Genomic DNA, 24,265 nt, shown 5'->3' with positions numbered 1-24,265 from the left:
ACCTCCTAACGCATACGCCTTGGTTGTCCCCCGAAAGGCGTCATACCACGAGGTGTACCACTACCTTGAGGACGTGCCCCTGGCGGAAAACTAAGCATCACTCGCTCTCCTTCACTCAGCCCAGAACGAACTACCGTTTTATTCCCCACTGTCACCCCAGTTGTAATTGGTCGGAATCTCGGTCTTCTATTGTTTTCTTCCCCTGTGAACACCATCACTCCACTGGCATTTTCCTGGCGGACAATAGCAACTGTGGGAATCACCAGCGCGTTATCTAACTTGCCAACGTTAAAGTCCACATTCACATTCATCCCCGCCCGCAGGAGATTTTCTGGGTCAGAAAGGGATGATTTGACTTCAAAATTTGTCACATTCTGCTCTACAGTCGATTGAGCAGCGACCTGGACGACCTTTCCTGTAAATTTTTTATCCGGGTAAGCATCTGCCTGGATAGTCACTGTCTGTCCCACTTTAATTTGAGAGATATTCGTTTCAGCGACTTTTGCCGTCACCTCATTTTGAGACGCTAATGCCAGGATAGAAGAAGAAGTTGCTGAAGTGACCTCGCTTCCTGCTGTAGTGGGAGTCACAAATGCACCAGGGTCAGCAAACTTACGCGTGACAAGTCCAGTGAAGGGGGCGCGAATTACTGTATCATTAATTTGTGCCTTAATTGTCTGCAAACTTCCTTGGGCAGATACGACTTGGGCGCGCGCCTGCTCAATTTCCTCTGGTCGAGAACCATTGTTGAGTTTAGCAAGTTCCTGCCTTGCCGCAGTCAGACTCGCTTTTACTTGTTCCAAATTATCCTTGGCGTTGCGCTCGTTGGTTAAAGCTTCGTCTAGGGTATCGCGCGAAACTGCACCTTCTTGCGTAGGCGTACTCAACCGCTTAACACGTAAGCTTGCCAAATCGAGCTGAGATTGCGCTTGCACAAGCTGTGCCTGATTATTCTTGACGTCAGCTTGTGCCTTCGCAATGTCTTCAGAACGGCTACCCGCTAGCACCAGCCGCAGATTTGCTTGAGCATTTTCCAGTTGCCCCGTTGCCTGAGTGAGTTGCCCTCGCAGGTTTGAGTCATCCATATACGCTAAGAGTTGTCCTTGCTGAACGCGATCGCCCTCTTTCACCAGCAGTTGCTTCAACACGCCCGAGGTTTTTGGACTAAGGTTTATTGAGCGTTCAGGCTTAACGTTGCCATTTGCCGAAATAGTCACAGGAAGATTAGTCCGCTCAACAACAGCCGTCTGTATCCGACGTTGGCGTTCTTGACGCTGTGTCATCATGAACTGCTGTGTTCCTAGGTAGCCTCCTCCACCCAAAAGACCCAAAATCAGGAGTCCTACAAGCCACTTTGGTATTTTGATTTGCTTCAAATCTTTCACAGAACTGGTTTTTTTCCAGGACTGCGAACTTTTTGCCAAATCGGATATTTCCTCTACTTCTGCCATATGCTTTGAAAATCTCCTGTGATACAACGGCTCCAAAGATTCTTCAGGTTTTGCATCTCAACCTAAAATTAAGGAAACCCCCAATCCTTTATTTTGAAGGAACTGGGGGAACTGGAGCATGAAACATGTCAGAATTGATAATTCGTAATTCTTAATTTCTCATTGACAATTGAATTACGAATATCATTTGCGCCTAAACTGGCGAATCTTTTCCAATTGCTCTGGTGTCAGAACAGCCTGCATCCGTTCCTCAGAAGATTTCCTGATTTCCTTAATTTTGGCTATCTGTTCATCTGAGAGATTGAGTTGGGCAGTTGCCGCTTGTCTATTTCCTGTGCGGGGTGCTTGGGATGCATTTGCCCTGAGTTGCTCGCGCTGTTGGGGGGTGAGCAAGCTTTCTATTTGGGAGCGAGTCTCTTGTCCTATTTGCTGAAGTTGGGATTTTTGCTCCGCAGTGAGGTTGAGTTCTGCCCCACCCATTCTGGAGTTATTTGGTCCTGCCTGTACAACTGCGGGTGCGGCTGTGATGGCAATTGCTGCAATCCCTGCAATGAATACACTAGGTTTAAATTTCATAGCAACTCCCTCATTTCTCAACTCTCGTTACTGCTGATTGCAACATCCCTATCGTAGGTGGTTACCCTCATAAACCATATGAAGCAAAAGTCCCAAACATATTGGGACAAAAGTAACTATTAATTTGTGACTTTTGTCATACTCTTTACCCCAGTAAAATAGGATAACAAGCGCTGGTATCGAAACCATACATAAAATACGGTAGAAAGCAGCTTAAAAGTTCCACCATTTTTGTTTACCGTGAACAGTTATATATTACGTTCTCTCCCTTCCCTGCGCTTATTACTTTACCTGGAATGGCTGTTATTGGGTATGAGTCTTCTGGCAGGATTCCTAATTCCCCCCATCTATCCATCCCAAGCTTCTCCGTGGTTGACTGTCTTGAGTATTGTTGTGTTTGGGGTCATGGGTTTAAGGTTACCAAGGAGCTCTTTCAGTCACAAAGTTATCTACACGGCGGTGGAATTAGGGATTGTTTTGCTGCCAGCTTTTACAAACAGTCATCTTCGCTTTGCTCCCCTGCTTGGTTTAATTGCAGTCATTCGCAGTTGCCAAATGTTTAAGTTACAGGGTCGCTTAATTGTTGCAAGTCTAGTATACGTATCATATCTCTACATAGTATTTTTGCGAAGTCGAACCACTGTTTTATTCAGAATGCATGTAGGACAGGAAAGACCGTTTGCGGAACAAATTGCGACTAATACAGCCAATTTGCTACTGAACAACGCGATTTCTTTTGCTTTGACGTTAACTTTTGTATTGCTATTGGTTAATGCTGTGCTATCAGAACGCAGAAGTCGGCAAGAACTGGCAATTGCCCATGAGCAGCTACGCCAGTATGCTTTGCGAATTGAAAACCAAGCAACTCTACAAGAGCGCAACCGCATTGCCCGTGAAATACATGACTCCCTTGGACACGCTCTAACCGCCCAGACTATCCAGCTAGAGAATGCTTTGCTATTGTTGCCGTCCAATGTTGATAAAGCCACAGAGTTTTTGAAACAAGCAAAACAGTTAGCATACCAAGCATTGCAGGAAGTCTCTCGTTCTGTGGCGACACTCAGAGCTGATCCGTTGCGCGGAAAGTCACTAGAAAATGCAATTCATAACCTGATCCGAGACTTTAGCAGCTCGACAACCCTCACACCAGATTGCAAAATCAGTCTTGCAGATCCTGTCACTCCTGAGGTGGGTACTGCTATCTATCGCATCCTGCAAGAAGCATTGACCAACATATCCAAACACAGCCAGGCGACTCAGGTTACGCTACAGTTGCACTCCCAGAACCGTAGGCTACACCTGCTTGTGCAAGACAACGGCAGAGGCTTTTATCCAGAACAAAACACCACAGGGTTCGGACTTCAAGGAATGCGAGAACGAGCGACTGCACTAGGAGGAAGCTTTCATATCATCAGTGAAGCAGGAAAGGGATGCCTAATTCAGGTAGATTTACCCATAATAGATTCTAGTATAGTCAACTCTCAAAGAGCAACAAAAATCTAAAATCCAAAATTTAAAATCTAAAACCTTATGATTCGTCTGTTGCTAGTAGACGACCAAATCATTATTCGTCAGGGACTCAAAAACCTTCTAGAATCAAAACCAGATTTGCAGGTGGTTGGAGACGCTGAAAACGGTCAACTTGCAATTGAAGCGATCAAAGCGCTTTATGGAACGCCATTGCAACCAGATGTGGTACTGATGGATGTCAGAATGCCTGTGATGGATGGCGTTGCAGCAACTCGGTTGATTTGCCAGCGTTTTCCAGAAATACACGTTTTGGTGCTGACGACATTTGATGATGATGAATACGTTTCGCAGGCTATGCGTCATGGAGCGAGAGGTTATCTTTTGAAGCATACCCCGCTTGAGGAGTTGGCGATCGCCATTCGAGCCGTGCATCAAGGCTACACCCATATGGGACCAGGACTGTTTGAAAAAGCTATGACGACTGCTCAGATATCTGACTCAGTACAGTCAGCTATCCCACCAGAACTAGCGCAACTGTCCCCTAGAGAAAAAGAAGTTCTGCGTTTAATTGCAATGGGATTAAGTAATCGCGAAATTGCCCATGTACTTTACATCTCAGATCGCACAGTTAGAAATCATGTGACGAGTATTCTAAGTCAGTTACACCTGCGCGATCGCACTCAAGCAGCCCTCCTCGCTAGTACTTTTCTCCCACAGTTAGAAATATCATAGAAATATCAACTTATCAGTCATACACCACATTGTTCGTGCGTGAAGTACAACACTCTTGTCTAAAAGCCGAGACACTAAGCCCTTTTTACTTCTGTAAACACAAAGCGCCCCCGAAGCGGGATACAAAGTAGATCGCTTCCCGGAGGGCATATTCTGACGAATAACGGATAATTCTGTTGTAACTGATGTTCCAAGCATTTAATAAACGTAAATCGCCCCGCTTTGATCAAAGTTAAGCGTGATATCAGAAGCTCCTGCCTCAACTTGGTAAACTTGAACGGTGGCGACATTGCCATTTACTGCAATATCGTATCTGAGTTTGACCCTTGGCTGTAAAGCATTAACCAAAAGGTAATCCGGAAGAGAAGTATTACTGAGTACACCACTCGCTCCTACTGGTAACTCTCTAATTCCCCCTTTCCCGCTTGTCAAACCGTATTGCAGAGGCAATCCTGTCTGATTCACAACTTTGATTTGTACAGGTTGGTTGGGGTTTTGCACGCGTGCCACAGGTTGCCAGTATCCTGGTTGATAAGTACGTGCGGGTGGGTTTGCGGCGTTAGTGAGTGTAGGAGTGACTAAGCCGAGAGTAGCGGCAAGTACAGCAGTTGTTAAAAGTGGTAGTTTCATTGTGATTGTCTTAAAATTCTGAACTATGTTTAATAACTACAGTCACCTAACAAACCAATTCCCGAAATCCTCCAGCTGTATCATCCAATTGGGTGAAAAATACAGTGCGTTCTGTGTTCTGTATTTTCCCCTTTCCCTCGCTACACCCTTAGGGGCGCAATGCCTTGCGCCCCTGCCGCAAGCGACGCTTTAATATCTAGTGGAGCCAGGACGGCTTACTTCTTCATTGGGATCGCGATATGCTTGGGGTTCAGAGCGTTTTTTCGCAAAACCTGCAAGACCTGCAAGACCAAGTAAGCCAAGCCAGCCCCAATCAAAACCGCGATCGCCCCTCACATCGCTAGTTCCTTGAGAAGTGGTTGGGGCTGTGGTAGTGGTAGTGCTGGTACCCGTGGTTGTATCAGTACCTGCGCCTCCTGTGGTGTCTGTACCTGTAGTGCCCGTCGTGCCTGTGCTACCTGTACCTGTGGTGTCTGTACCTGTGCTACCTGTACCTGTAGTACCTGTGCCTGTGCTACCTGTACCTGTGCCTAGACCTGTGCTACCTGTACCTGTAGTACCTGTGCCTGTGCTACCTGTACCTGTGCCTAGACCTGTGCTACCTGTACCTGTAGTACCTGTGCCTGTGGTGTCTGTACCTGTGCCTAGACCTGTGCTACCTGTACCTGTAGTACCTGTGCCTGTGGTGTCTGTACCTGTACCTATGCCTGTGCTACCTGTACCTGTAGTGCCCGTGCCTGTGGTACCTGTACCTGTACCTGTGCCTAGACCTGTGGTACCTGTACCTGTAGTACCTATACCTGTGGTACCTGTACCTGTAGTGCCCGTGCCTGTGGTACCTGTACCTGTACCTATGCCTGTGCTACCTGTACCTGTAGTGCCCGTGCCTGTGGTACCTGTACCTGTACCTATGCCTGTGCTACCTGTACCTGTAGTACCTGTGCCTGTAGTGCCTGTAGTGCCTGCGCCTGTGCCACCTGTACCGGCACCAGAACCAGAAGAGCCGGATTGGGCAGAAACAGGTACAGTTAAAGATAAAGTGGCTAAACTAACAGCAAAGGCACTAGCCCAAACATTTTTTGCAAAATTAGAAAGCTTCATAGTTGCGATTCCTTTGACATTCCAAGTATTGGCAATTTTTTGATTTTTAAAACGCTATTTCCCTTACTTAATCAGCTAATTTATTAAGTAAGCATGACGAAAAGAAAGAGATAACTGTATGACCCTGAGTAATAAAATTCTTAAAAAACGTGACTGCTAATCTAGTTAATAAATTCAAACATTAAAACTGCTAACTCAACTAAGCTTTTGCCAATCATCATTTGATGATTGAGTAGTTACAAAAACAAAAATTCCACTTTCTATAAAATTTGTGATTTTTCTTATTACTATCGTCACTAAGTAGAATAACTTCTATTGTTTTATCTAACCTTCTACCGCAGGCATAAACTGACTAAACCTAGAGGAATAGGCTTGATTTTAAGTAACCTGTAAGTATGGATACTGGTAGCTGTCATCCTTAGGGAAGCAGCTACAGTTGCTGTGGGCTATGGGGTGTAGTAAATTTTTCATCCCTACACCCCTACTCACCGACCCCCTGTTAATGTGCTCAGAGCAACTGCAAAATCTGTTGCAGAGGAATATCCACTAAATTCGGCCGGTTGTTGAGTTCGTAACTTAATGCAGCAATGGCTTTCTCTAAAACAAAGGCATCCAAAAGCACTTGCAGTTCTGCGGTTGTCTTTGGCAAAAAGCTATCTTTGGAAGCTGTTTCCAGATAACTATTCAAGAAAGCCGCACTCACCCAAACAGACCAAAATCTACTCCAAGCTTTTATCAAGGGAAGTTCTCCAGAGCGAATCATCCCTCTTTCTATTTCGGTGCGAAGCGCGTGGCTAGCAGCGTAGTCGAACGATAACAGCATTCCTGCCACGTCTCGAAGGGGAGAACGCTTCATGCGCCGTTCGCTCAAACTGCGACCCTCTCTGCCCTCAAAGTCAAAGATGATGAAATCCTTGCCCGTGTATAGCACTCGCCCCAGATGGTAATCTCCATGATAACGGGTACGCATGGCAGTAATTTTTTGGTTCAGGAGTAACTGGTAACGACCCAGAATTTCCTGTTGGCGGTCAAGCGCAGCCCTTGCTAGTTCTTGAGTGTCTGATGGCAGTCCATTAAGCTTATCTTGTAATAAAAGGAATGTTTGCCCCGTCAGGTTGCGGGCGTATTGGTAAATAGAGCGCTGGTAAAAAGATGAAAACGGTTCAGGGGCAAAGTCAGGATTTTCTGGATCAGAAGCTAGGGCAATATGGAGTTCCGCTGTACTTTGACCCAACAGTTGGGCGCTGACTAGGTAGGAACCGATGGTTTGGTTTACTAATTCTATGGACTCGGGGACAAGGGGAGTTTCCGACGCGGAGAAATTTTCTGTCTTCGCGTCTGCGTCTGTTTGCGTTTTTGGGTCATTGAAAGCTTTGAGCAACTCTAACAGGGAACCTGAAGGAACGGGTACCTCAGTAATATCTGCCTGCTGTGTCGTCACCAATTCAAAGTAGTCCTGCAAGCTATCGAGAGTGTAGTCCCAGCCAATGCGGGTATCTTGAATATATTCTTGCAGTATTCCTACAGTCATGGGTAGGGTAGGCTGAGTTCCTGCTTTAGTTAGGCTGCGGTACTCCAGCGCCCCAGCAACGGGAGCATAGTGTTTTAAGAATTTTTTCTGACTGAGGAAGCGCCGGAGTTCCAAATCAGGGTGCATCCCCTCCTCGACTTTGCGGAGTATTTTCAAAAACAGGCGCTCTCCATAAATTATAGAAGTATTCCTGTGTTCTCCCTGGAGGACAGTCGGTTCAACGTAGGAGTCCTCACCGCTCAAATGTGGGAATAAATCAGTCGCAGTCGCAATCAATTCTCCTGCCATGCCCTTGTAGGAGCGATTCTGGACAATTGCATCCACCAGGAGATTGAGAAAGTTTTTGTCTGCTGTGGCATCAAATAAAATCCCTACTTCTTCTCTGCCTTGAACCTCAAGGCGAGCTACCACAGCTTGAGGGGATTCTGCTAAAATTTGCCTTGCTTGCTCACCTTCTGCGTAAGCTAAGAGCAAAAAGTAAGTTTCGGGGTCTCCCTGGATGTACTCTACCCGCAACCAAACCACCTTAGCCTCTGTGCCCTTATAGGACATTAAAACGGACTCAGTGATTTGTGTAGATTGAACACTCAGGGTTTTGCTGCGGAACCAGCTACAGGTATACAGGTAATCCTGCAGAATATACTCCAGAGTCGCTTTCACTTCTCGCTGGTTAAAAACATTGTGCCACTGACCGCTGACAACCAGCGTTGTCAACTCGGATTGAGGTTTAGGCGGCTGGGTCAAGCTGACTTTAGGCGATAAAGCAAACCAGTAAAATCCATAGGGGCTCAGGCTGAGGAAGTAGCACGAATCCCCAACGGGTGGAAACTCTATTTGACCAAAAATTTCCACTGGCACGAGTCCCTTGAGGGCTGATAAGTCTAATTCGACTGTTTGCACAAACCGGGACAAATTCGCCACAACTAAAATTGTTTCTTCTTGATAGGTGCGGGTGAAGGCAAGAACTTTACGGTTCTTGGGGTGCAGTATTTCAAAGCTGCCTCGACCCAATGCCTCGTAACGCTTCCTAGTGGCAATCAAGCGTTTTGTCCAATACCACAGGGAATTGGGGTTAGCCCGTTGTGCTTCAACGTTGACTGCCTCATAGTGGTATTCTGATTCCACTATGACGGGTAAATACAACCTTTGGGGGTTGACACGACTAAAACCAGCGTTGCGGTCGGAACTCCACTGCATAGGCGTGCGAACACCATTGCGATCGCCCACATACACGTTATCTCCCATGCCAATTTCATCCCCGTAGTAAAGCACGGGGGTTCCTGGCAGAGACAACAGTAGACTATTGAGCAATTCTATCTGACGGCGGTCATTTCCCAAAAGCGGTGCTAACCTGCGGCGGATGCCCAAGTTTACTCTCATCACAGGGTCTTGTGCATAAACCCGATACATATAGTCTCGGTCTTCATCCGTGACCATTTCCAATGTCAGTTCATCGTGGTTACGCAAAAACAATCCCCACTGACAATTATCGGGAATGGCAGGAGTTTGGTTGAGAATATCAATGATCGGGAAGTTATCTTCCACCCGCAACGACATAAACAAGCGCGGCATCAGGGGGAAATGATAGTTCATGTGACACTCATCCCCAGCCCCGTAATATTGTGCCGCATCTTCCGGCCATTGATTCGCCTCGGCTAGAAGCATCCGGTTGGGGAATTTTGCATCGACGTGCGATCGTAGCAGCTTCAGGAAATCATGGGTTTCTGGCAAGTTTTCGCAGCTTGTTCCCTCTCGTTCGTACAGATAAGGCACTGCATCTAGGCGCAACCCATCTACCCCCATCCCCAACCAAAAATCGAGGACATCGAACACTGCCTGCCGCACTGCAGGATGCTCATAGTTTAAATCTGGCTGATGGGAGTAGAAGCGATGCCAGTAATATGCTTTGGCAATTGGGTCCCAAGCCCAGTTTGAAGTTTCAAAATCTTTGAAAATAATCCGCGCTTCTTCGTATTTTTCTGGAGTATCACTCCAGACATAGAAATCCCGTTCTTTACTGCCCTTGGGTGCGCGACGTGCCCGTTGAAACCAAGGATGCTGGTCAGATGTATGGTTGACAATTAACTCAATAATGACGCGAATGCCCCTCTGATGTGCAGCTTCCAAGAACTCTTTAAAATCGTCTAAGGTGCCGTATATCGGGTTAACACTGGTGTAATCTGCAATATCGTATCCATCATCCTTTAGTGGCGAGGGAAAAAACGGCAGCACCCACACGGCGGTCACACCTAGGTCTTGCAGGTAATCCAGTTTTTCTGTCAGTCCTCGAAAGTCGCCAATGCCATCACCATTGCTGTCTGCAAAGGCGCGAACAGGCACTTCGTAAATAATGGCGTTTTTAAACCATAGGGGGTCGTCTTTCAAAATTGAGTTTTGCATTTTACTTTCAACTGTTCCTGGTTTGTAGCTGTCAAAGTGATTTGGCAGTAGTTAGGTTAGTAGATGCGGTAAAGCGTTTGGATAAACCTACACCACTACTGAATGATATAGGCGCGTGACTATCTGTCAAAAAATTAACTTGACTTTTAAGTAATCAAGTTAAGACGGCAGTATTTTCCGTTACCAAAATAGCTGAATTAATCAAGTTCCCCATCTAACGTAAGTAAGAGCAATACTTGTTTAAGAAAATTTACAATAGCACCAAAATATAAGTAATATCTCTGAGTCAGGAATTCTCTCAAAAGTATTTTTTGACTTTCAAAGTAGTTTTATATCAATGATTTTGTATATAGTAATTCTTAATATTTTACTAACAACTGACTCTTAAGATAGACGAATAAAAAAAATAACTAATTTATTGACAATTAACTCTTTTTATGGCGTTTTTATGAAGACATACTGATGGCAAAAGTGCCATTGCTATTGCTCGCTCAAAAAAAGAGATGTAAGTTTGAAGAAGACGTCAAAAATGATTATTTAAAAAAATAAAAACTTCAGGAGTCTGAAAATGAGAAATTAATTTTTATTAGTCCGATGATACAAATAGATAAAGTAACTCCCAAACACGAAAGTCTTAGTGACAATTATCAAGTGCTAAGAATAGCAGAGGTTGCCGCTCCTTGGGTTTCAGTACCTCCAAAAGATTACTGCAAAACAGAATTAGTCATCAGCAATCTGACTGAAAAGCTAATAAAACAACAGAACACAGAACACAGAACACAGTGGTCAGAATAAATTCTTTCTTTTTCTGCCCAGTGTTAGAGAAAGAAGAATTTCATTCTGGTTCCTGAGTCCCTAGCTGCAAAGTTGTTTCTTGGAAAGACTTTCTTAGTCTCCACGGAAATTCCGGAGGGCTTGACGACGCTAGCGTTCAGAACTCTTAATTTATGAGAAGTCGTCAGAACACAGAACTCAGAATGCAGAATGGAAGACGTAGTGGACGTTGACTTTTTTTGTTTTTCTCCTCGAAGAGCGCGTTTAATATTCTGACTACTGAGTTCTGAGCCCTGAGTTCTTTCTTGTTGAATATTCTGACTACTGAGTTCTGATCCCTGAGTTCTTTGTTGGTAAGTCTTGAGATTGATGAATATTCTATCTGAAATGACAAAAATAGTAATGTAAATTACAAAAAATTCTGCTTTGTATACATTTGTATGCAAATGCAAGTATGAGGAAAATATGGTTGTAAGCAATCAAAAACACGCTGTAGGAGTATTTGCCAGCCCTAAAGCAGCGGAGCAAGCACTCAATGAATTGAAAGATTCAGGCTTTTCAATGGAAAAAGTTTCCATCATTGCTAAGGATGTAGATCAGGGGGAACAGCTTGCGAATACCCAGGTCACCTCGCGCATTGGTGATGAAAATGTAAATACTGCCACAGGAGTCGTTGAAGATACTCTCACAGCAGCTACTTGGGGTAGCGTTTTAGTTGGTCTGACAAGTCTGGCACTTCCTGGCTTAGGAGCTGTGTTAGCAGCAGGTTCCATTGGTGTAGCATTAGCCAGCAGCGTTGGGGGTGTGGCGGTGGGAGCCGCAGCAACTCATAATGTAGTCAAGGCGCTGGCTGATTTCGGTATTCCCGAAGAACGAGCTAGAGTTTATAGCGATCGCCTTCATCAAGGTCATTTTATGGTGATAGTAGATGGCACAGATGAAGAGATTCACCGTGCTGAAGCAGTGTTGAGGGAGCGCAACATTGAATATTGGGGCATTTATGATTCCCCAACGGCTTAAAATCTGGACGAATGGCACTAAGCTTGTCTGTCGCGTTTGGTAATTCCCATCCTCAATCTCCTACCTCACCTGGACAAACCCCAACACCCAAACCCCCAACTCCATAGCCTGAACATTCAGCAACACAGGGGATATCACAGCAAAAAGCCCCCTTCCGTTTGGAGAGGGCTTTTGCTTCACGTTATTGATTCTGTTCGTTGAGCCCTGATAGTTCGGCAATGACACGTTCCAAGCCAGCAACGACTCGTGCCAAGCGCTCGTAGTCAACTTTGTCGGGAGTATCTCCTTCGGTGTGGTAATAAGGATAGCGGAAAGGGGCGGTATCTGTAACCATCACGCCAGGATAGCCCTGCTGCCAGAATGACCAATGATCTGACCAGCCAACGCCAGGAATCTCGCTAGCAAGAGCCGCACCTTCAGAGGGAAATTGAGTATGGCGACGGAAGGAGGCGATCGCATCCCTAACCAGTCCTCCAGAATTGATATTGCCGACAAAGCCAATGTAGTTTCCTTGTAACGGATAAATAGAACTCAGAGGAGCGGGATATTTCTGGCTGCCAATCTCATCGGAGTAATAGCCCATTGTTTCCAAGCTAAGCATGGCAACAACTTTTTCTTTTCGCTGTTTGCAACGTTTGGCATACACTAGACTGCCCATATTTTCTGTCTGAAAAAAGGGCGGTTCTTCATTGACAAACTCGACAAACCGTAAGGTTCGCTCAGGCTTTTTACCAGCAAATAGACGAGCAAGTTCTAGGGTAGCAGCGGCACCAGTGCCATTATCGTTTGCTCCCGGACTAAAGGACACTGAGTCATAATGACCGCCGATCATCACAATCTCGTCTGCTCGTTCTGACCCTTGAATTTCAACTTCAAGGTTGTAGTAGGTTTGGTTGTTTATTGTGTATCCCTGCTGTCTGACTGAGTACCCAGCAGAGGCAAAAGAAGCTTTGAGGAAATCAGCAGCAGCCTCCAAACCTTTGTAGTACACGTAGTTACGTTGTCCAATCTCACTGGCAAGCTTTTCCACATCTCGTTTTAGGGCATCCCGTAGTGTGGTTTCTTTCTGAGTCAGTGCAGGCAACTGACCCCTGAAGCTTTCCCCTGGCATCTGAATCATGGCAAAATACGCCCCACTTATGAGAGTACTTAGAATGATAGCCAAGACACTCAGTCCGATTGCAACTGTGACTTTTGGCATTTCCACATTTAACTCCACGTTGGCGATATTAACAGCAAAGCGCGAGAAGGACTTACTGCTTATTGCTTATTGCATATTTCGTATTTATTAACACGAGCAAATTTAACAGTAGCTTCTTCCTTAGAGAGAGAACTCCCAAGAGTAACAGTGTTACCTGTTAAAGAAAATCAAGCTAAGAGGTTGTTTGAAAAGTGGTTGGCTGTGATTTTTGGCACTTATTGATCCCCCCTAGCCCCCCTTGGAAAGGGGGGAACCGGAATCAAAGTCCCCCTTTTTAAGGGGGATTTAGGGGGATCTAGAACACTTTGCTACCGACAGTAGGACTTTTAAAACATCCTCTAAGTTCAGGGTGATTACTTTTCGTAAATTTGAGTTATATTTTTTAAGGTATCAAACACTAGCTTTAGCTGAATTCAAAAAACGAAATTCTTTCTTCTTTATAACCCTTGAATTTACCTGTGAAATCATTCTGAGTTGTGCGTTCTGCGTTATTATCATTCCTTCATTCAAGATTTATTTAGGAGAACATGACTGCAGAAAAAATGCAATGGTTGCAAATAGCTTTTCAGCTTAAAGGTTCAGTTGTCACAGCAATTTACAAACGCGTTCTATCGTGTGGTATTTTTGGTGTTTTTATTTCTCTACTTTACCATTTTAAACTTCCTGTTTCTCAACCTATTTTAGAAAGTGTTATTCCCAGTATTGTTTTAGGTTTATTACTGGTTTTTCGCACGAATACGGCTTACGAACGCTTTTGGGAAGGAAGAAAAATTTGGGGTAGTATCGTCAACGATGTCCGAAATCTGGCGCGGCAAATTTGGGTATCAATAGATGAAATTAACCCAGAGGATAGAGACAAAAAAATTAGCATCTTACGATTAGTGGTAGCTTTTGCCGTAGCGACAAAGTTACATTTACGGGGAGAACGTGTCAATAAAGAGTTAGAAGAATTAATGTCTATTTCTAAATACCTAACGCTAAAGACAATGAACAATCCTCCTCTAGAGATAGCGTTTTGGATTGGAGATTATTTACAGCTACAGTACAACCGCAATTGTATAAACAGCTATCAGTTGATAGCCATACAAGAATTATTAAACAGTCTGGTAGATAGTTTAGGGGCTTGCGAACGTATCTTAAAAACACCCATTCCCCTAGCATATGCGATTCATTTGAAGCAATTATTGTTACTTTATTGCCTCTTGTTGCCTTTTCAACTTGTCCATAATCTTGGTTGGTGGACAGGTGGCATTGTCGCCTTGGTTAGTTTTACCTTATTTGGTATTGAAGCCATTGGCTTGGAAATTGAAAATCCTTTTGGCTACGATCCTAACGATTTGCCATTAGACACTATTTGCAACACAATGAAGCGGAATATCGAGGACTTGATCAGTCTGACTCCCAGCGTTCATGTGTATACAGGCAAGGAAATCAGGAATCGGGAGTCGGAAGTTGGAAACGGTTAATGGTTAGACTATTATACAAAATGATTGATCCTAGGATAGGCATCTAACTGACCCTGCTTCCACAACCTCCAAACAGTGTGGTACGAGACCCCTAATTTTTTCGCATACTCCGATAGCTTCATGGCAATCTTATGTTTCCATGAACCCAGTCTAGCACATCTGCTATTGCTTGCTAATGTTTGCTAATACTTTCAGCAACTTATTTCAATACTAGAAAGATAATCAGCACTACACCTTTTTCACAAACGCCGAATACCACTTTCCAAACCTTGACACACACCAGTCAAAAAATCTAAATCCAAAGTAGCAATAGTATCGCTGGGTTTGTGATAGTTGGGATTCCGCATATTGGCTGTATCTGTCACCATCATTGCTGGATAACCCGCATCCCAAAAAGGTGCATGGTCGCTCCTTCGTGTATCAGGCACTATCTTACCTCTATTCGGCACCGGTAGCCACTGACTAGGTACGCCAACTTTGCGAATACTACGGCTAATACTTATTAAGTCGCGAATTGTCCGCCAATTACCAATTAAAGCAATAAAATCACCGCGATTAGGATAAAAACGTTCCAAAGGCGATGGGTAACTTTGAGCACCTGGAGTCGGATCACAATATCCCAGCATTTCCAGAGAAATCATTAAGCGTAAGGGTTGCTGTTCTTGCTTCAGCTTAGCAGCATACTCAGTACTACCTAGTAAGCCGTATTCTTCCATATCAAAAGCTACCAGCCGCAGGGGATGTTTTGTCGGTTGGGCAGCAAACATTCTTGCCAATTCCAGCAAGACTGCCATACCTGTGGCATTATCATCAGCCCCTTGTGTTCCGGGTACAGCATCGTAATGGGCACCGATTAAAATCGGTGGCAATTCCTTTTGTGATCCAGCTTGTGACGGTAAATTCAATATGAGATTTTGACAGGTTTTTCCCCTGACGCTAAAGGTGTGGATTTCCACACTTCCCAATTGTCCAAATTGTTGACGAATGTATTCTTGGACAAAAAAATGTCCAGCAGTCGCCAAATAGGGATCGCGATCGCGGGCTATTTGACTCAGGTGAGTTTCCAGTTGATTCTTGAGATTCACAAATTAACTAATGGTGAACACTGTTTGACCGTGTAATTCTCAACAGCAAGATACAATAAATCAAGCATTAGCTCTAAACAAATTAATTTATAAGACACTATAGGAGAACAGTAACGCATGGGCAAGGTAGTCGGCATTGACTTGGGTACAACCAACTCAGTAGTTGCCGTCATGGAGGGTGGCACGCCGGTGGTGATTGCCAATGCAGAAGGAATGCGAACCACTCCCTCCGTCGTTGGTTTTAGTAAGGATGGCGAAAGAGTTGTTGGGCAAATGGCGCGGCGACAAACCGTCCTCAACCCACAAAATACATTTTTCGCTGTGAAACGCTTTATTGGGCGCAGGTATGCGGAACTCAGCCCAGAATCAAAGCGAGTCCCCTACACCATCCGCAAAGACGAAGTTGGTAACATCAAAATTTCTTGTCCTCGTCTCGATAAAGATTTTGCCCCAGAAGAAATTTCCGCAATGGTACTGAAGAAATTGGCAGAGGACGCCAGTAAGTACCTGGGTGAACCAGTCACCGGGGCAGTGATTACCGTTCCTGCTTATTTTAATGATTCCCAGCGGCAAGCCACACGAGATGCTGGTAGAATTGCGGGCTTGGAAGTGCTACGGATTCTTAATGAACCCACAGCTGCTTCTTTGGCTTATGGATTGGATCGGGGCAACAGCGAAACCATATTAGTATTTGACTTGGGTGGTGGCACGTTTGACGTGTCGATTCTCGATGTTGGTGATGGGGTGTTTGAAGTCAGATCCACCAGTGGAGATACACAGCTTGGTGGTAATGAATTTGACAAAAAAATCGTTGACTGGTTGGCAGAGAAATTTTTGGAAACTGAAGGGGTAGACTTAAGACGCAGCGATCGCCAAGCTTTACAACGCCTATTGGAAGCAGCAGAAAACGCCAAAATTGCACTTTCCTCTGTTAGCGTCACCGACATCAACTTACCCTTCATTACCGCCACCGAGGAAGGTCCCAAACATATAGAAACTCGCCTGACTCGTTCTGAGTTTGAAGGTTTGTGCGATGACTTACTTGGGCGGGTGCGCCTTCCCGTCAAACGCGCACTCAAAGATGCTGGCTTGACACCAGCAGACATTGATGAGGTTGTGCTAGTGGGTGGTGGGACGCGAATGCCAATGATACAGCAGCTTGTGCGGGCAATGATCGGCAAAGAACCCAACCAAAACGTCAATCCTGATGAAGTGGTGGCGGTGGGTGCAGCAATACAGGCGGGTATTCTCGCTGGGGAACTCAAGGATGTGCTGCTGTTGGATGTCACGCCCCTATCAGTAGGACTAGAAACCGTCAACGGCGTGATGAAAAAACTTATTCCCCGCAACACAACTATACCAGTACGTCGCTCTGACATTTTTTCTACATCCGAAAATAACCAAAACACTGTGGAAATCCACGTGATTCAAGGTGAACGGGAGATGGCAGCAGATAACAAGTCCCTGGGACGGTTCAAGCTGTATGGCATTCCGCCAGCACCACGTGGTATACCACAAATTCAAGTATCATTTGATATAGACGCCAACGGGATTCTACAAGTGACCGCTCTCGATAGAACCACAGGTAGAGAGCAGAGTATCACAGTTCAAGGCGCTTCTACCTTGAGCGAAGGGGAAATCAGGCAGGCAATTCAAGATGCTGAGAAATACGCCGAAATCGACCGCGAACGCAAAGAACGGGTAGAAAAGCGCACTCGCGCAGAAGCGCTGATCATACAAGCAGAACGACAACTCAGAGAAGTGGCGTTGGACTTTGGGATGCAGTTTGCCCGCAGCCGCCGTCAAAGAATTGATAATATCTGCCGAGAACTGCGCGAGAGTTTGCAAGAAAACGACGACAGAGGCATTGACCAAGCTCACGCCGACCTGCAAGATGCTTTGTATGACCTAAACCGGGAAGTCCGCCAGTACTACGTTGACGACGAAGAAGATGACTTGTTCGGTACTATTCGTGATATATTCACTGGCGATAAAGACCGGGAACGCGAACGCGAATCTCCAAGGGATACGTTCCGCGATCCTCCCTATGGAAGCCGCCCAAGAGGCGATGGCGCAGAACGTTCACCATATAGAGATGATGCTTCCGGAGGAAGCCGCCCAAGGGGCGAACGCGATTACTACGGCAAAAACTACGACAGGGATGATGACAGGGACTATGACAGGGACGACTATAACAGAAGAGGTCGTTCCTCTTATGACAGCGGTTCTTCACGCAAACCCCGTCCTAGCTACCAAGATAACTGGGACGATGACGATGATTGGTTATGACATAGAAGTGGATGTTTGTAGAAAATAAAGTTATAACTTTCCCGGCGGGGTTTCCCGCCCTTAATTCCTAAAATTACGTCTCTAACGCAAAATAAAGATGAAAGAGGTTGATGCGGAATTCGGATTTAGTCATAAGTAATACGTAATAAGTAATTAGTTAGTACTTGAATAATTAATGAATAGCCATTAAAAAAGCTAAAAACTAAAAGCTAAAGATAAACAACACAACTATGCAAAATTTGCAGAATTTTCGCGATTATTACGAGATTTTGGGAGTTACTAAAGAGGCAACAAATGAAGATATCAAAAAGAACTATCGACGGTTAGCGCGTCAGTATCACCCAGACCTCAATCCAGGAAACAAAGCAGCAGAGGAAAAATTTAAGGATATCGGTGAGGCATATGAAGTCCTTAGCGATGCAACGAAACGGGCACGTTATGACGAGTTCAGCCGCTTCTGGCAACAAAAAGGCTTTAGTGGCAAACAGGCACCACGAGGAGGAAAAACGTGGGAAAGTCGTTCTAACGGTCGCAGTAGTACTGCTGACGTAGATCCAGGGAAATATGCTGATTTTGATAGTTTTATTAATCAAGTCATTGGTGTAGGTGTTCGCAAAGACAATAAAAATGGAAACTCCAGCAATGGCGCACAGAGCGATCCGTTTAGTTCTCCAAATAGAAAAGTTCAATATACAGTCAACTCCCGCCCCAGCCGTCGGGATATAGAAGCAAGATTGACCCTGCCACTCGAAAAAGCTTATAAAGGTGGATCGGAAAGGATTCGCTTGGAAGATGGGCGTTCGCTCGAAGTAAGTATGCCTCCTGGTATGGTCACTGGTCAAACCATCCGCCTGAAAAACCAAGGCATCAATGGTGGCGACTTATATTTAAAAATTACTGTAGAACCACATTCTTTATTTAAAGTAGAAGGCTCAAATGTCCTGACTCAAGTACCGGTGACTCCTACCGAAGCCGTCTTGGGAGGACAGATCGAAGCACCAACCCTAGACGGACCAGTCAAAATGTCTATTCCCACTGGTGTAAGATCTGGTCAACGCTTCCGCCTGGCAAATAAAGGCTACCCCAAGGAAAACGGTGAACGTGGTGATCAATTGGTGGAAATTCAGATCGTAGCTCCCAAAAATATTAGTCAGCAAGAACGTGAACTTTACGAAAAGTTACGGCAGATAGAAAGCTTTAAACCCCGCGCCGATTTGGTCAGATAGGGATTGTGAGAGTAAGCGGTTATTGCGGTTATTAGAAAATGTTAATGACTAACAACTAACAACCAATAACTGACAAACTCACTGTCATCGTCTGCTTGCCGCGTTAGTTAGGTTTAGAATATTAGAAAAAACTTTATTGCCACGTGACTCAAACAGCCGTGAATCAGAATGGGGCAATGGCACAAAGCAGCGAACCGACCTATTACTCCCTGCTAGGACTGCATCCCTCAGCATCGCCAATCGACATCCGTCGCGCTTACCGGGAACTGAGCAAGCACTATCATCCAGATACGACACAATTGCCGACTGCTTTGGCTACTGCCAAATTTCAGCAACTTAACGAGGCGTACGCCACCCTTAGTAGCCCAGAACGACGATTAAGCTACGACCTGAAAATTGGCTATTCGCGCTTTGGAGTTATTCAAGCACCTTCTGACTTGAACCGTCCTGTTTCCTATTCCCACGACTGGTCTAAATCAGCTTACCTCGACGCCAGCGATCGCCCCCTCTCAACAGGTGAAATCTTTGCTTTGTTTATTCTGGGATTGACATTTTTAGTTTGCTTGCTGCTGGCGATCGCCATCGGTTTAACCCGTGGAGAGGCTGCCTTTCAAATGCAACTGCTACAAAATACCCCAGCAGTACAACAACACGATACCAGTATTTCAGTCAGTATCCCTTCTGAAATTCCAAATTAAAAATTCAATAAAAATTATCTTTTCACTTTTTACTGTTGACTTCTGAGTAAAGTTATGCCTAGCACTTCCCCGGAAACACCCTTGTATAACCATCCCCTTCCCCAAATTGAACAGTGGCTGAGAGAGCAAGGCTGCCAACAAGATGAAAAACAACTTCATTGCTGGCATGTACAGCGATCAAATTGGCAAGCAGAACTCTCACTAGATATCGAACAAATCATCGTGCGATATGTCCAAGCCGGAGAAGGTGGGCAAGATATCCAACGCGCGTTCAAGTATTCCCTTAGCCGAGAAGATATAGAACGAGCTGTTTTTTCTGGACCTTGAATAAGGGATTGGGGATTAGGGATTAGGGATTAGGGATAGTCAACAGTGAACAGTACCAGCCGCAGTGAACAAAAAACTGGTAACTGATCACTGAAAACTGGTAACTGGTAACTGATAACTGATAACTGTCGCCAGTCGCCAATCCCCAGTCCCCAATCTTCACACTTTGCCAAACCTACGATCCCGTTGCTGATAGGCGCACAAGGCACGATGAAACTCATTGCGGTTAAAATCGGGCCAGAAAGCCTCAGTTATATAAATTTCTGCATAAGCTATTTGCCACAGAAGGAAATTCGATACCCGCATTTCCCCACTTGTACGAATTAATAAATCTGGGTCACAAATGCCCTCAGTGTAGAGGTGACGTTCAAATGTCCCCTCATCAATTTCATCTGGTTGAAGTAGACCTTGCTGTACTTTATGAGCAATTGCGCGGCATGCCTGTAAAATCTCCTGCCTCGCCCCATAATTGGTTGCGACTGTGAATTTAATACCGCGATTGTTTCTAGTTTCTTCCATTGAACGGGAAATTTCTTCTTGCAGCGAACCGGGTAAGGCGCTCAAATTGCCCACAAATCTAATTTGAACATTCTCCTCCATCATTTCCCGCAGTTCTTGGCGCAAAACCCGCTGAAATAGAGTCATCAAAAAATCTACTTCTTCGGTCGGTCTTCCCCAGTTCTCAGTTGAAAAAGCATAAGCAGTCAGCGCCCCAATTCCCCAATCATCGCAACAGCGAAGCAAATTTTTCAGAGCATCTACTCCCCGCTGATGTCCTACAAATCGGGGGAATCCTCGACTTTTAGCCCATCGACCATTGCCATCACAAATCACCGCAACGTGCTTGGGCAATAGTTCTCGTTTTAAATCAGGGGGCAACTCTTGCAGTTCAGTGTGTTGTGCTGTCATTTCTTATCTCGTCGTGAAGCAGTCGATGGTAATCCGAGTAAACGTGAAATCAGTGCTAGTGCCTTACCACGAATCTGACGACCCAAAATCAACAAACCAGGAGCAACAGCCTCCCGATCCACTGTTGGGGAAAATTGAGCCTCTAATGACTCTTTCAGCTTCGTAATGGTCAGTGGTCTATTTAGGGTTCCTCGTTCCGCTAAAGAAATGGAACCTGTTTCTTCTGATACAACGACACAAATGCAATTTTCGACCCGCTCAGTAATTCCCATCGCCGCCCGGTGGCGTGTTCCTAGCTGGCGTGAGGCTGTGCGTCCCGATAGCGGTAAAATTATACCTGATGCCACGAGCCGCGAACCACGAATTAACGTCGCCCCATCATGTAATAAAGTTTTCGGCTGAAAAATCGTCTGTATAAGTTCCTTTGAAACTTCCGCATTCAGCTTTACTCCCGGCACAGAAAAATCCCGCTCGTCAATAGGACCAGTGGTTTCCAAAATTAGCAAAGCTCCAATCCGGTTTTTTGACAGTTCTTTAACAGCATCGACAATTTCATCAATTACACTATCAGATTTGGGAACCGCCAGACGCGACGGTTGAAACAACTGCCGGAATTCGCCACGTCCCAATTGTTCCAAAAATCTACGAAACTCTGACTGGAGAGCAACCGCCATTGCTACAGCACAGCCAATTACTAACTTCTCCAGCACAAAGTTCAGCAGATGTAACTGCATTCTGTTACTTATTGCTGATGCCAGCATCAGAATAATAAATCCTCGCACCATCCACAGTGTCCGGCGCTCACTAATAATAACGAGTATCATATACGTCAGCGCCAGTACTAACACAATATCCAGAGTCTCAACCAGCAAGGACTGTGACCTTCCTAGGTTTGTCACCCATTGCGTCCACCAATCTCCCATGACATCTGGCGTGAAAGTATGAAGTATAAACTGTGAAGAATGAAGAATGAAGAAGGAAGAATGAAGAATGAAGTCTGAAGTCTGAAGGATAAAGGATGAAGTATGAAGTATGAAGTATAAAATTTTCATCCTTTACTGTTCTACCTTCCTTTCATCCTTTATCCTTCTTTCTTTCTTTCTTTCTCTATCCTTCTAGCTTCTTCTCATCCTTCATCCTTCTTAAGTCTTTCTGGTAGACGATCCTGTCGAATCAAGTCTTGATAAGTTTCGCGTTGCAAAATCAAATTCGCTTCGCCATTGGCTACTATAACAGCTGCCGGTCGAGGCAAGCGGTTGTAGTTAGATGCCATACTGTAATTGTAAGCACCAGTTGCCATGACTACGAGAATATCCCCTGGTTCCGTTTTTGGTACCTGGGCATCCTTTATTACAATATCCCCTGATTCACAATGCTTTCCGGCAATTGTTACAGTTTCCGTAAGTGGAGCAGACAATCGATTGGCAACGACGGCGCGATACACTGACTGATATGTAATTGGGCGTGGGTTATCAGACATTCCCCCATCAACTGCTACGTAGGTACGTATTTCTGGAACGACCTTGGAAGAGCCAATGGTGTAAGCTGTCACACAAGCTGTTCCAATCAGGGAACGTCCTGGTTCAGATAATAATTTTGGCAAAGGCAAATTTGCGGCTGCACAAGCTTCTTGAATCACTTCACAAATCGGTTTTACCCACTCTTCGATGCTAGGTGGATCATCTGATTCTATGTACTTAATTCCTAAGCCGCCTCCCACATTCAACTCTTTGATCGATAAACCGTATCCAGCAGCTTTACTCATCCACTGCACCATAACCGCAGCTAAATCCTGATGCGGTTGGCGTTCAAAAATCTGAGAACCAATATGGGCGTGTAATCCCACACAGTAAATGGCAGATTGTTGACTCACAAAAGCAAACAAGTCATCAAGTTGATTGGGATCAAAGCCAAATTTACTATCCAGGTGTCCCGTGCGAATGTACTCGTGTGTATGACATTCTATACCTGGTGTTAAACGCAGCATCATCCGGACGGGAGATGAGGAAGAAGTTCCCTGCTCCCCTGCTTCAAGAGCCAACTCTACCAAAGTGTGCAACTCATGCCAGTTATCCACTACGATGGTGCAGCGAGACTCAATGGCAAAAATTAGCTCTTGGCGAGATTTATTATTGCCGTGGAAGTAGATTTTATCGGGACTCACACCCGCACTTAAAGCTGTGTAGAGTTCGCCTCCAGAAACGACATCTATTCCTAAACCAACCGAAGCTGCTAGAGCGCAAACAGCTAAGCAACTCCACGCCTTGGAAGCGTACAGTACCTGAGATTCGCCGTTGTAGTAGCGCTTGAAGCTGTCCCGGTACTGCCGACAAGCTATTGTGAGGGTCTCTTCATCTAAAATATATAATGGCGAACCAAATTGCTTAACCAAGGTTGTGACATCACAGCCTCCTATTTCCAAATTGTCATGACTGTTTCTTCTGGCACTCAGCGGTAGAAGTTCCTGATTTGGTGAAAGACTTGTGTTTGAACTGCTTGATGCAGGCAAATACTGACTACCAAAATGTTGAACCCCAGTAGGGTGTGTCGATACCATAACTATAAAAGTTGTCCTTGTCTAAATTACGGGCGTGAGTAAGTCCTCCGATTCCCAGTTTACAAAGGGCTTGTACCATTACGAACAAGTGTGAGCAAATTAGCATTAGAAATTAGACATCTAACTCCAGCAGATTTGAGTGCAATGCTGGAACTTGATCAAGCCTGTTTTGGTGGTTTGTGGACAATGGATGGCTACCAACGAGAGTTAGATAGCCCTAACAGTGACTTACTCGGTTTGTTTTCCTCTGTTTGTGTCAACAGACTACTGGGAATATGTTGCTTTTGGTCAATTTTAGATGAAGCACACATCACAATCTTGGCAGTTGATCCCCAAGTACCACCATCAAGGCTTCGGACAGGCTTTACTGTACTCTGTGCTAAAAACTGCTTGCGATCGCGGCTTGAGCGAGCGACTCTCGAAGTCCGAGCTTCCAACTCGGCGGCAATTTCTTTATATCAAAAATTTGGCTTCAAAACCGCTGGGCGGCGACCGCGCTACTACAAAGATAATGACGAGGACGCGCTGATACTTTGGCTACCAGACTTGCAACAGCCGGAATTTCAACAAACTTTAGATAACTGGTTTACCATAATTAGCGATCGCTTAACAAAAGCGTCTTGGTCATTAGTCATTGATCCTTAGCATTTGATTAGCTTTTTTTATTGAATTTATTATTTTCTTTATAGTCATTTTCGATAGGATGCAATACATATGTGGAGGCGCAGACCCTACCCTCAGGAAGCGCTTTGCGCTTACACTCCTATAATTTGGTGTTTTTCGTTATATAAGAAATTATCATAAAGTTTAAATGCTTCTTGA

The 24,265-nt window shown here is 45.0% G+C and carries 21 protein-coding genes; 10 read left to right on the top strand and 11 right to left on the bottom strand.

The window, feature by feature from the left end:
* Positions 1-5: 5 nt before the first annotated feature.
* Complete coding sequence (locus V5G28_RS23315) at positions 6-1,451, bottom strand: efflux RND transporter periplasmic adaptor subunit (protein WP_332995404.1); 1,446 nt, start codon at positions 1,449-1,451, stop codon at positions 6-8.
* 183 nt (positions 1,452-1,634) lie between these two features.
* Positions 1,635-2,027, bottom strand: a complete 393-nt coding sequence (locus tag V5G28_RS23310; protein WP_332995402.1) for a Spy/CpxP family protein refolding chaperone — start codon at positions 2,025-2,027, stop codon at positions 1,635-1,637.
* A 240-nt stretch (positions 2,028-2,267) separates the two neighbouring features.
* On the opposite strand from V5G28_RS23310, the gene V5G28_RS23305 reads away from it, so the two are divergent.
* Both V5G28_RS23305 and V5G28_RS23300 read left to right on the top strand, forming a co-directional pair.
* Entirely contained in the window at positions 2,268-3,530 is a 1,263-nt protein-coding gene (locus V5G28_RS23305) for a sensor histidine kinase (RefSeq protein WP_442994286.1), read from the top strand.
* Between the two features lie 27 nt (positions 3,531-3,557).
* Positions 3,558-4,229: a response regulator transcription factor gene (locus V5G28_RS23300; protein ID WP_332995400.1), complete on the top strand. Its 672-nt coding sequence runs from the start codon at positions 3,558-3,560 to the stop codon at positions 4,227-4,229.
* Positions 4,230-4,427: 198 nt separating this feature from the next.
* Here V5G28_RS23300 and V5G28_RS23295 read toward each other — a convergent pair whose 3' ends face one another.
* The 3 genes from V5G28_RS23295 to treS form a co-directional block, all read right to left on the bottom strand.
* On the bottom strand, positions 4,428-4,859 hold the full coding sequence (locus tag V5G28_RS23295) for a hypothetical protein (RefSeq protein WP_332995398.1): 432 nt from the start codon (positions 4,857-4,859) through the stop codon (positions 4,428-4,430).
* A gap of 189 nt (positions 4,860-5,048) precedes the next feature.
* On the bottom strand, positions 5,049-5,960 hold the full coding sequence (locus tag V5G28_RS36845; protein WP_442994285.1) for a WGxxGxxG-CTERM domain-containing protein: 912 nt from the start codon (positions 5,958-5,960) through the stop codon (positions 5,049-5,051).
* A 508-nt stretch (positions 5,961-6,468) separates the two neighbouring features.
* Complete coding sequence (gene treS / locus V5G28_RS23285) at positions 6,469-9,891, bottom strand: maltose alpha-D-glucosyltransferase (protein WP_332995396.1); 3,423 nt, start codon at positions 9,889-9,891, stop codon at positions 6,469-6,471.
* Positions 9,892-10,485: 594 nt separating this feature from the next.
* On the opposite strand from treS, the gene V5G28_RS23280 reads away from it, so the two are divergent.
* Positions 10,486-10,686 (top strand): hypothetical protein, encoded by a 201-nt coding sequence (locus V5G28_RS23280; RefSeq protein ID WP_332995394.1) that lies wholly within the window; start codon positions 10,486-10,488, stop codon positions 10,684-10,686.
* 444 nt (positions 10,687-11,130) lie between these two features.
* Entirely contained in the window at positions 11,131-11,685 is a 555-nt protein-coding gene (locus V5G28_RS23275; protein WP_332995392.1) for a general stress protein, read from the top strand.
* A gap of 181 nt (positions 11,686-11,866) precedes the next feature.
* On the opposite strand, the gene V5G28_RS23270 is transcribed toward V5G28_RS23275, so the two are convergent.
* The gene (locus V5G28_RS23270; protein WP_332995390.1) at positions 11,867-12,886 is read right to left on the bottom strand and encodes a M28 family peptidase; all 1,020 of its coding nucleotides are present in this window, start codon (positions 12,884-12,886) and stop codon (positions 11,867-11,869) included.
* A 527-nt stretch (positions 12,887-13,413) separates the two neighbouring features.
* Between V5G28_RS23270 and V5G28_RS23265 the strand changes: the two genes are divergently transcribed.
* Entirely contained in the window at positions 13,414-14,352 is a 939-nt protein-coding gene (locus V5G28_RS23265; protein WP_332995388.1) for a bestrophin family protein, read from the top strand.
* A gap of 239 nt (positions 14,353-14,591) precedes the next feature.
* Here V5G28_RS23265 and V5G28_RS23260 read toward each other — a convergent pair whose 3' ends face one another.
* Positions 14,592-15,437, bottom strand: a complete 846-nt coding sequence (locus tag V5G28_RS23260; RefSeq protein ID WP_332995387.1) for a M28 family peptidase — start codon at positions 15,435-15,437, stop codon at positions 14,592-14,594.
* Between the two features lie 117 nt (positions 15,438-15,554).
* Between V5G28_RS23260 and dnaK the strand changes: the two genes are divergently transcribed.
* The 4 genes from dnaK to V5G28_RS23240 all read left to right on the top strand — a co-directional run bounded on the left by dnaK (position 15,555) and on the right by V5G28_RS23240 (position 19,977).
* Positions 15,555-17,726 carry a molecular chaperone DnaK gene (gene dnaK / locus V5G28_RS23255; protein ID WP_332995384.1) on the top strand — a complete coding sequence of 724 codons (2,172 nt, stop codon included), beginning with the start codon at positions 15,555-15,557 and terminating at the stop codon, positions 17,724-17,726.
* A 230-nt stretch (positions 17,727-17,956) separates the two neighbouring features.
* Positions 17,957-18,952: a J domain-containing protein gene (locus tag V5G28_RS23250; protein ID WP_332995382.1), complete on the top strand. Its 996-nt coding sequence runs from the start codon at positions 17,957-17,959 to the stop codon at positions 18,950-18,952.
* A gap of 176 nt (positions 18,953-19,128) precedes the next feature.
* Positions 19,129-19,650 carry a J domain-containing protein gene (locus tag V5G28_RS23245; protein ID WP_332995435.1) on the top strand — a complete coding sequence of 174 codons (522 nt, stop codon included), beginning with the start codon at positions 19,129-19,131 and terminating at the stop codon, positions 19,648-19,650.
* Positions 19,651-19,704: 54 nt separating this feature from the next.
* Positions 19,705-19,977: a DUF3143 domain-containing protein gene (locus V5G28_RS23240; protein WP_332995380.1), complete on the top strand. Its 273-nt coding sequence runs from the start codon at positions 19,705-19,707 to the stop codon at positions 19,975-19,977.
* A gap of 29 nt (positions 19,978-20,006) precedes the next feature.
* Here V5G28_RS23240 and V5G28_RS23235 read toward each other — a convergent pair whose 3' ends face one another.
* The 4 genes from V5G28_RS23235 to lysA all read right to left on the bottom strand — a co-directional run bounded on the left by V5G28_RS23235 (position 20,007) and on the right by lysA (position 23,443).
* Positions 20,007-20,150 carry a hypothetical protein gene (locus tag V5G28_RS23235; protein ID WP_332995378.1) on the bottom strand — a complete coding sequence of 48 codons (144 nt, stop codon included), beginning with the start codon at positions 20,148-20,150 and terminating at the stop codon, positions 20,007-20,009.
* The gene (locus tag V5G28_RS23230; RefSeq protein WP_332995376.1) at positions 20,137-20,886 is read right to left on the bottom strand and encodes an isoprenyl transferase; all 750 of its coding nucleotides are present in this window, start codon (positions 20,884-20,886) and stop codon (positions 20,137-20,139) included. The genes V5G28_RS23235 and V5G28_RS23230 overlap by 14 nt, the downstream gene beginning before the upstream one ends.
* The gene (cdaA, locus tag V5G28_RS23225; RefSeq protein WP_096561391.1) at positions 20,883-21,809 is read right to left on the bottom strand and encodes a diadenylate cyclase CdaA; all 927 of its coding nucleotides are present in this window, start codon (positions 21,807-21,809) and stop codon (positions 20,883-20,885) included. Before cdaA ends, V5G28_RS23230 begins: the two co-directional genes overlap by 4 nt.
* A 203-nt stretch (positions 21,810-22,012) precedes the next feature.
* A complete protein-coding gene (lysA, locus tag V5G28_RS23220; protein ID WP_332995374.1) occupies positions 22,013-23,443 on the bottom strand; it encodes a diaminopimelate decarboxylase in 1,431 nt (476 codons plus the stop codon).
* 90 nt (positions 23,444-23,533) lie between these two features.
* Here lysA and V5G28_RS23215 point away from each other — a divergent pair, with 90 nt between their 5' ends.
* Positions 23,534-24,088, top strand: coding sequence for a GNAT family N-acetyltransferase (locus V5G28_RS23215; protein ID WP_336231295.1), 555 nt, complete (start codon positions 23,534-23,536; stop codon positions 24,086-24,088).
* The last annotated feature ends 177 nt before the right edge of the window (positions 24,089-24,265 follow it).

This window comes from Scytonema sp. PRP1, assembly GCF_036697665.2.
Classification (GTDB): Bacteria; Cyanobacteriota; Cyanobacteriia; order Cyanobacteriales; family Nostocaceae; genus Kalymmatonema; species Kalymmatonema gypsitolerans.
The sequence above is the reverse complement of the archived record's forward strand: the minus strand, read 5'-3'. Positions and strand labels throughout refer to the sequence as shown.